A 6581-nucleotide genomic window follows, 5' to 3' on the forward strand; every position below is an offset into this window, starting at 1 on the left:
GTTCGATGTCCTGCTGGCTAGAAGTCTAATGACAGGCTGGCGAAGCTTCGGGTTTCGCGACGGTTGACCTGGTAGATGTCGGCGTTAGACGGCGTTCTCCCGTCATAGCCCCGTGCCAGCAGGTCCTGGACCGTGATCCCGATTCGCGCCTGGCGATTCAGGGTCCAGAGGGCGGAGACATCCAGGAAGCCATCTTTGGCATCACTGGGGTCGCCATCGATCCAGTTTATCTCGGAATAATGATAGTAGACCCCTGAAAGACGCAGCTGGTCTGTGACTCGCGAGGAGATGGTTGCTGTGATGATGCTCCGAGGGACAGCCTCGCCATACCGTCCGTCCCGACCGCTGCTGTAGTCGTCCCGGTTGAAGTGATAGGTCAGGCCACCGTGCAGGCGGGTTCGGTCCGAGAGCCAGTAGTCCAGCTGCATCTCGATGCCCTGGTAACCGACGCCGCCACGGTCGGCAAAGGAAATGGAGCCTGGACCTGAGCTGTCGATCAGGCCCCGGATACGGTTGCTGAAGAGTTTGGTGTCCATGACCAGGCCGCTTTGGCCGAGGCTCGCGTGATGACCCAGTTCGTAATACTCGGTGGTTTCCGGCTTCAGGCCGCCTTCCGCCACCAGCACGGGGATGATCATCGGGATGCCGAATTCATTCAGGTCATAGACGCGCAGAGCCAGTTCCTCGGTCAGCACCGGGGTGCGGGTCGCCCTCGCGGCGATCACCCGAAAGGTGTGTTCAGGATGAACCTGGAAATTCACGGCGGCTCGGGGTGAAACCTGTTCGCCGAAAATGTCACTGTGTTCGTACATCGCGCCTAGATTGACGGTGGTGATTCCGCCAAGCTCCTGTTCGAGGTTGGCGAAGATCCGATAAAGATCGTCACTTACCGGGCTGCGCTCACTGAAGTAGGTGGGTGAGGCCACGCGGTCGTGTCGCAGGCTGCCGCCCCAGACCACCCGGGTGGCTGTGCCGATCGACTGGCGACGTTCGAATTCCAGGTCGTGGCGATCGGTACGCACGTTCTCGTCCAGGGGAATGGTCAGGCCCAGAAATTGCACCGAAAACTCGTCCTTGGTGCTGTATTGCTGGTAGTAATACTGGGCGTTCCAGCTGTCACCCACGCCGCTGTCCTGATCAAGCCGCAATTGCACGTGGGCACTGTCGGTGGTGAAGCGGTGTTCAGGATCCAGGTCATCGTCGCGGCCCCGTGACTTGCGGGATTTCCCGAAGCCGGCGCGGGTACTGAAGGTGTGCTCCGGCGTCATGCGATAGTCCATGCGCAGATTGGCGAACTGTGCCCGCTTGTCGCTGAAGGTATCGGGGAAACCATTGTCCTCCTGGGTAGAGAGGGTCAGTCGGTAGTCAATATTTTCGCCGCTGCCACTCTGGCGCGCGATCAGGTCACGGACGCCGTTGGTGCCCACCCGGGTTGTGACATGTCGCCCGACAGTCTCGGCGGGGTGACGGGTGATGATGTTGATGATGCCCAGGAAGGAGCTTGGACCATAGGTCGCGGCGTTGGGGCCGCGGATGACCTCGATGCGCTCGATGTCCTCGATGGCCAGTCCCAGATCGGTCCAGAGCACCCCCCCGGAGAAGGGCTGATACACGGAGCGCCCATCCACCAGGATCTGCATGCGCCTGGAGAAGCGTTCCGGCAGGCCTCCATAGGTGACCACAGGCTCGTGGTTGGAATGCCTGGCCACGATCATGCCCGGCACCAGGCGCAGGATGTCCACCAGTTCCCGGGCGCCGGAGGCCTCGATCAGCTCCCGGTCGATGACGGTGACGGCGGCGGGGGCCTCGGCCACCGGCTGCTGCAGGCGGGTGGCGGTGAGCACCACCGGCAGGTCCATGAAGAAATCGTGTTCCGTGGGCAAGGGGTCCTGCTGGGCCTGGGCCATGGGCAGGGATGTGAGGGCTGCGCCCAGTATCGATATGACTACGCGAGTCAGCTGGTTAGCGGGTTTCATGGGTCCGGGACGCCCCCTGTGCGTCGTGTTTATAATGTCGGCTCTCGTCCCTGACGGTCCCTGAGCGAACATGAAGTCCTATCCCACCCTGGAAGCCTTCGTCGGCAACACCCCCCTGGTGCGCCTGCAGCGTCTGCCGGGGCAGACGACCAATACGATCCTGGCCAAGCTTGAAGGCAACAACCCCGCCGGCTCCGTGAAGGACCGCCCGGCGCTCAACATGATCCGCAAGGCGGAGGCGCGCGGCGAGATCCGCCCCGGGGACACCCTGATCGAGGCCACCAGCGGCAATACCGGCATCGCCCTGGCCATGGCGGCGGCCATCAAGGGCTACCGCATGGTCCTCATTATGCCGGAAAACATGAGCGCGGAACGCCGGGCCGCCATGAAGGCCTATGGCGCCGAGATCATCCTGGTGTCCCGGGAGCAGAGCATGGAGGGGGCCCGGGACCTGGCCAAGCAGATGGAGGCCGAGGGCAGGGGCCGGGTGCTGGACCAGTTCTCCAACCCGGACAACCCCCTGGCCCACTACGAGGGCACCGGCCCGGAGATCTGGCGGGACACGGGCGGCGAGGTCACCCATTTCGTCAGCGCCATGGGCACCACCGGCACCATCATGGGCACCTCCCGCTACCTTAAGGAGCAGAACCCGGCGGTGCAGATCGTCGGCGTGACCCCCGCCGAGGGCTCCAGCATCCCGGGCATCCGCCGCTGGCCCAAGGAATACCTGCCCAGCATCTTCGAGGATTTCCGCGTGGACCAGACCCTGGAGGTCACCCAGGCCGAGGCCGAGGACACCATGCGCCGCCTGGCTGCGGAAGAAGGCATCTTCTGCGGGGTCTCCTCCGGGGGCGCCGTGGCCGCCGCCCTGCGGCTGTCCGCCCATGTGGAGAACGCCACCATCGTGTCCATCATCTGCGACCGGGGCGACCGCTATATTTCCACCGGAGTATTTCCCGCATGACCCCGATCATGGTGTTCGACATCGAGACCGTCCCCGACGTGGAGGGCGCCCGGCGCATCCACGGCTTCGAGGGTCTCTCCGACGAGGACACGGCCAAGGCCATGGCCCAGCTGCGGGTACAGAAGACCGGCAGCGAGTTCCTGGCCCACCACCTGCACCGCATCGTGGCCATCTCTGTGGTCCTGGTCACCCGGGACCGCCTGGCGGTCTGGTCCCTGGGTGACGAGGACGCCAGCGAAAAGGAGCTACTCACCCGCTTCTTCGAGGGGGTGGAGCGCTACACCCCGACCCTGGTCACCTGGAACGGCGGCGGCTTCGACCTGCCGGTGATCCACTACCGGACCCTGCTGCACGGTATCAGCGCCGCCCGCTACTGGGAGATGGGCGACGACGACCGGGACTTCCGCTACAACAACTACCTGTCCCGCTTCCACTGGCGCCACGTGGACCTGATGGACGTGCTGGCCGGCTTCCAGGCCCGGGCCAATGCCCCCCTGGACGAGGTGGCCAGCCTGCTGGGCTTCCCCGGCAAGATGGGCATGAGCGGCGCCAAGGTCTGGGACGCCTACCTGGCCGGCGACATCCGCGGCATCCGCAACTACTGCGAGACCGACGTGCTCAACACCTACCTGGTCTACCTGCGCTTCGAGCGCATGCGCGGCCGGCTCACGGAGCAGGCCCTGGAAGTGGAGCTGGAGCGGGTGCGGCACATGCTCGCGGAATCCCCCGAGGCGCACCTGGGCGCCTTCCTGGACGCCTGGCAGGCGGGGAAGAGCGCCTGATGGGCCGCAGGGCCCGTTCCGCGCCGGTGCCCCAGGCCCCGGTGGAGGTCACTATCGAATCCCTCACCCACGAAGGCCGCGGCGTGGCCCGGGTGGAGGGCAAGGCCCTGTTCGTGGACGGTGCCCTGCCCGGGGAACGGGTCAGCGCCCGCCTGGTGGCCCGGCACCGGCGCTACGACGAGGCCACGGTGGACCAGGTGCTGGCGGAATCCCCCGACCGGGTCGAACCCCGCTGCGTCCATTTCGGCCTGTGCGGCGGTTGCAGCCTGCAGCACATGAGCGACGCCGCCCAGGTCCACGCCAAGCAGCAGGCGGTGCTGGAGGTCCTTGAGCACGTGGGCAAGGTGGTGCCGGCGCACATTCAGGAGCCCCTGCGGGCCCACGCCTGGGGCTACCGGCGCAAGGCGCGCCTGGGGGTGAAATACGTGCCCAAGAAGGGTGGCGCCCTGGTGGGTTTCCGGGAGCGCTACAGCCACTACCTGGCGACCCTCGAGGCCTGCGAGGTGCTGCACCCCTCCGTGGGCAAGCGCATCATGATCCTGCGGGATTTCCTCTCCACCCTGGACGCACGGGACCGCATCCCCCAGGTGGAGGTGGCGGTGGATGACGAGGACCGCACCGCCCTGGTGTTCCGCAACCTTGATGCGCTGAGCGAGGGCGACGTGGAGCGCCTCAAGGCCTTTTCCGCTGAACAGGACGTGCAGGTCTGGCTCCAGCCCAAGGGGCCGGACACGGTCCATCCCCTGTCACCGGAGCAGCCGGAGCCCCTGTTCTACGCCCACCCGGATTTCGACGTGCGCATCCCCTTCGGCCCCCTGGACTTCGTGCAGGTGAACCGGGACATCAACCGCGCCATGGTGCCCCGGGCCATCGAGCTGCTGGAGGTGGGGCCGGAACACCGGGTACTGGATCTGTTCTGCGGCCTGGGCAACTTCAGCCTGCCCCTGGCCCGGCGCGCCGGCCACGTGGTGGGCGTGGAAGGGGAGGCCGTCATGGTCGCCCGCGCCCGGGAGAACGCCGAGCACAACGACATCCGCAACGCCGAGTTCCATGCCGCCGATCTCGCCGCCAATGATGTGGTCAATGCCCCCTGGGCCCGGGCCGGCTTCGACCGCATCCTGCTGGACCCGCCCCGCGCCGGTGCCGCCGGCGTGATGAAACTCCTGGGCCGTCTCAACGTGCCGCGTATCGTCTACGTCTCCTGCAACCCGGCGACCCTGGCCCGGGACGCCGGCACCCTGGTGCATACCCTTGGCTATCGCCTGGAGGCTGCGGGAGTGATGGATATGTTTCCCCATACCGCCCATGTGGAGTCCATGGCGGTGTTTGTGAAGGGGTGAGGGTGGTGGTGTGTGAGGGGTTAGGCGAGAAGGGATAGGGGAAAAGCGAACCGCGAAGGGCGCGAAGGGATGCGCGAAGGTCGCAAGGTAATCTCGTTCCCGATGGTTTCGATTCCACCCGCATGTAAGGACGCGCCCGCCGTGCAGTTTGCCTCACCCAGTCTGAGCCGCTAAAGTCGGACAAATGTCGTGGACTGGGTGAGGGTCCCCACCACATCAGAAGTGACGATAAATGCCTAGAGGCGCCCATCTGTGCAAGCAGGATCTTGTCCTTGTCCTGCTGCTAGCCTGACTCCGCACGACTACCGGAAAAAGCAGGATGAAAGATTATCGCAAAGCAAAGAAGTTGGTGGATGTCTCTGTCGGGGAGTCGGTGCGGATCCTCCGGGAATTACAGGAACTGAGCCAGAACGATCTTTCCGAGCTCACGGGCATTCCTCAATCCACCATTTCTGCGATTGAAAATGACCGGGTCAATCTGGGCGTGGAGAGAGCAAAGATTCTTGCCAGGGCCCTTAAGTGCCATCCCGCGGTTCTCGTTTTTCCGGGCTGGGATATCCGCCAGGAGTCTGCGGCATAGAGATGTCAGGGTCTGGCCATAAGGGGTGGGTGACAAATCAAACGATTTTTCACCCACCCCTTTTGGCTTCATATGATTTCCACCGATCAAGGCAACCATGAGCCAAGAAAACCACGCCAGAGAAATCGCCCTCCAATGGATCGACGCGGTGGAACGTACCGCCCGTGCCTTGGACCATCCCGCCCACATGGACCTGGTGTCGAAACGCGTCCGGGTGCTCGGCATTCCCGGTTTCGAGGCCATCGGCTACGACGACTGGTTCCGCCAGTGCGAGCATGAGTTCAAGGACCGCGTGCTCAAGGACGTCAGCTACACGGGCCTGCGCATGAGGGCCGCCACGGACAGGCAAATCATGTTCCAGACCGTGGAGCGGGTGGAGGCCAACGACGGCACCGTCATACGTCGCGCTCTGGAGGTGGTGCTGGACAAGGAGTCGGATGGCAAGTGGCGCGTGCTGCAGCAGCGCATCATGCTCGATCACGAGGCGATGCATTACGGATTACTGGATGCCTCTTCGAGTTGAGTGTCTGGGAGGATGAGCCCTTTGGTCCTTTTTCGAACCGAAAAGGACGCCTGAAAAGGCGAACAACACCAACCAGTCGTCACTCGTACCTCGGTTCGCTTGATCGGGAATTATGGGGGATATTACGGGGGTACTTAACCCAATCATTGCATAAATTTGACGCAACCAGGTTTCAGGCTGCTTGCTTCAAGGTATTCAGGTAATGCAACAGCTCGGATTTCACGGCGGGGTTAGCGCTCATGGTCAGCGTCAAGGCGCCCTGGGGTCTTGTCAGGCGCCCGGCGCGCTGGATCAGTTTGCGCCGCAGGGTGCCGAGTTGTTCGAAACACCACAGCGGCGCGCGCTTCTCAGTCGTGTTGCGGACCTGTTCATGACACAGCATCTGCATTTCCCGGTTGAGATTGTGCGCCAGCACG

Annotated in this window: 6 protein-coding genes and 1 pseudogene; 5 read left to right on the top strand and 2 right to left on the bottom strand. The window is 64.0% G+C overall.

Annotated features, from left to right (window positions below; all coding sequences use genetic code 11):
• Nucleotides 1–17: 17 nt before the first annotated feature.
• Nucleotides 18–1976 carry a TonB-dependent receptor plug domain-containing protein gene (locus D580_RS0107845; protein ID WP_051081785.1) on the bottom strand — a complete coding sequence of 653 codons (1959 nt, stop codon included), beginning with the start codon at nucleotides 1974–1976 and terminating at the stop codon, nucleotides 18–20.
• A 70-nt stretch (nucleotides 1977–2046) separates the two neighbouring features.
• Here D580_RS0107845 and cysM point away from each other — a divergent pair, with 70 nt between their 5' ends.
• From cysM to D580_RS0107870, 5 genes are all read left to right on the top strand, one after another.
• Nucleotides 2047–2940 (top strand): cysteine synthase CysM, encoded by an 894-nt coding sequence (cysM, locus tag D580_RS0107850; RefSeq protein ID WP_018953857.1) that lies wholly within the window; start codon nucleotides 2047–2049, stop codon nucleotides 2938–2940.
• Nucleotides 2937–3722, top strand: a complete 786-nt coding sequence (locus tag D580_RS0107855) for a 3'-5' exonuclease (RefSeq protein WP_018953858.1) — start codon at nucleotides 2937–2939, stop codon at nucleotides 3720–3722. The genes cysM and D580_RS0107855 overlap by 4 nt, the downstream gene beginning before the upstream one ends.
• Complete coding sequence (gene rlmD / locus D580_RS0107860) at nucleotides 3722–5062, top strand: 23S rRNA (uracil(1939)-C(5))-methyltransferase RlmD (RefSeq protein WP_018953859.1); 1341 nt, start codon at nucleotides 3722–3724, stop codon at nucleotides 5060–5062. The genes D580_RS0107855 and rlmD overlap by 1 nt, the downstream gene beginning before the upstream one ends.
• Nucleotides 5063–5381: 319 nt before the next feature.
• Nucleotides 5382–5642, top strand: a complete 261-nt coding sequence (locus D580_RS0107865; protein WP_018953860.1) for a helix-turn-helix transcriptional regulator — start codon at nucleotides 5382–5384, stop codon at nucleotides 5640–5642.
• 97 nt (nucleotides 5643–5739) lie between these two features.
• Nucleotides 5740–6165: a hypothetical protein gene (locus D580_RS0107870; protein ID WP_018953861.1), complete on the top strand. Its 426-nt coding sequence runs from the start codon at nucleotides 5740–5742 to the stop codon at nucleotides 6163–6165.
• 172 nt (nucleotides 6166–6337) lie between these two features.
• Here the strand turns inward: D580_RS0107870 and D580_RS0107875 are convergent.
• Nucleotides 6338–6581 (bottom strand): annotated as a pseudogene (locus D580_RS0107875) (IS1380 family transposase); the annotation flags it as partial.

Source organism: Thioalkalivibrio sulfidiphilus, from assembly GCF_000377945.1.
Classification (GTDB): domain Bacteria; phylum Pseudomonadota; class Gammaproteobacteria; order Ectothiorhodospirales; family Ectothiorhodospiraceae; genus Thioalkalivibrio_A; species Thioalkalivibrio_A sulfidiphilus_A.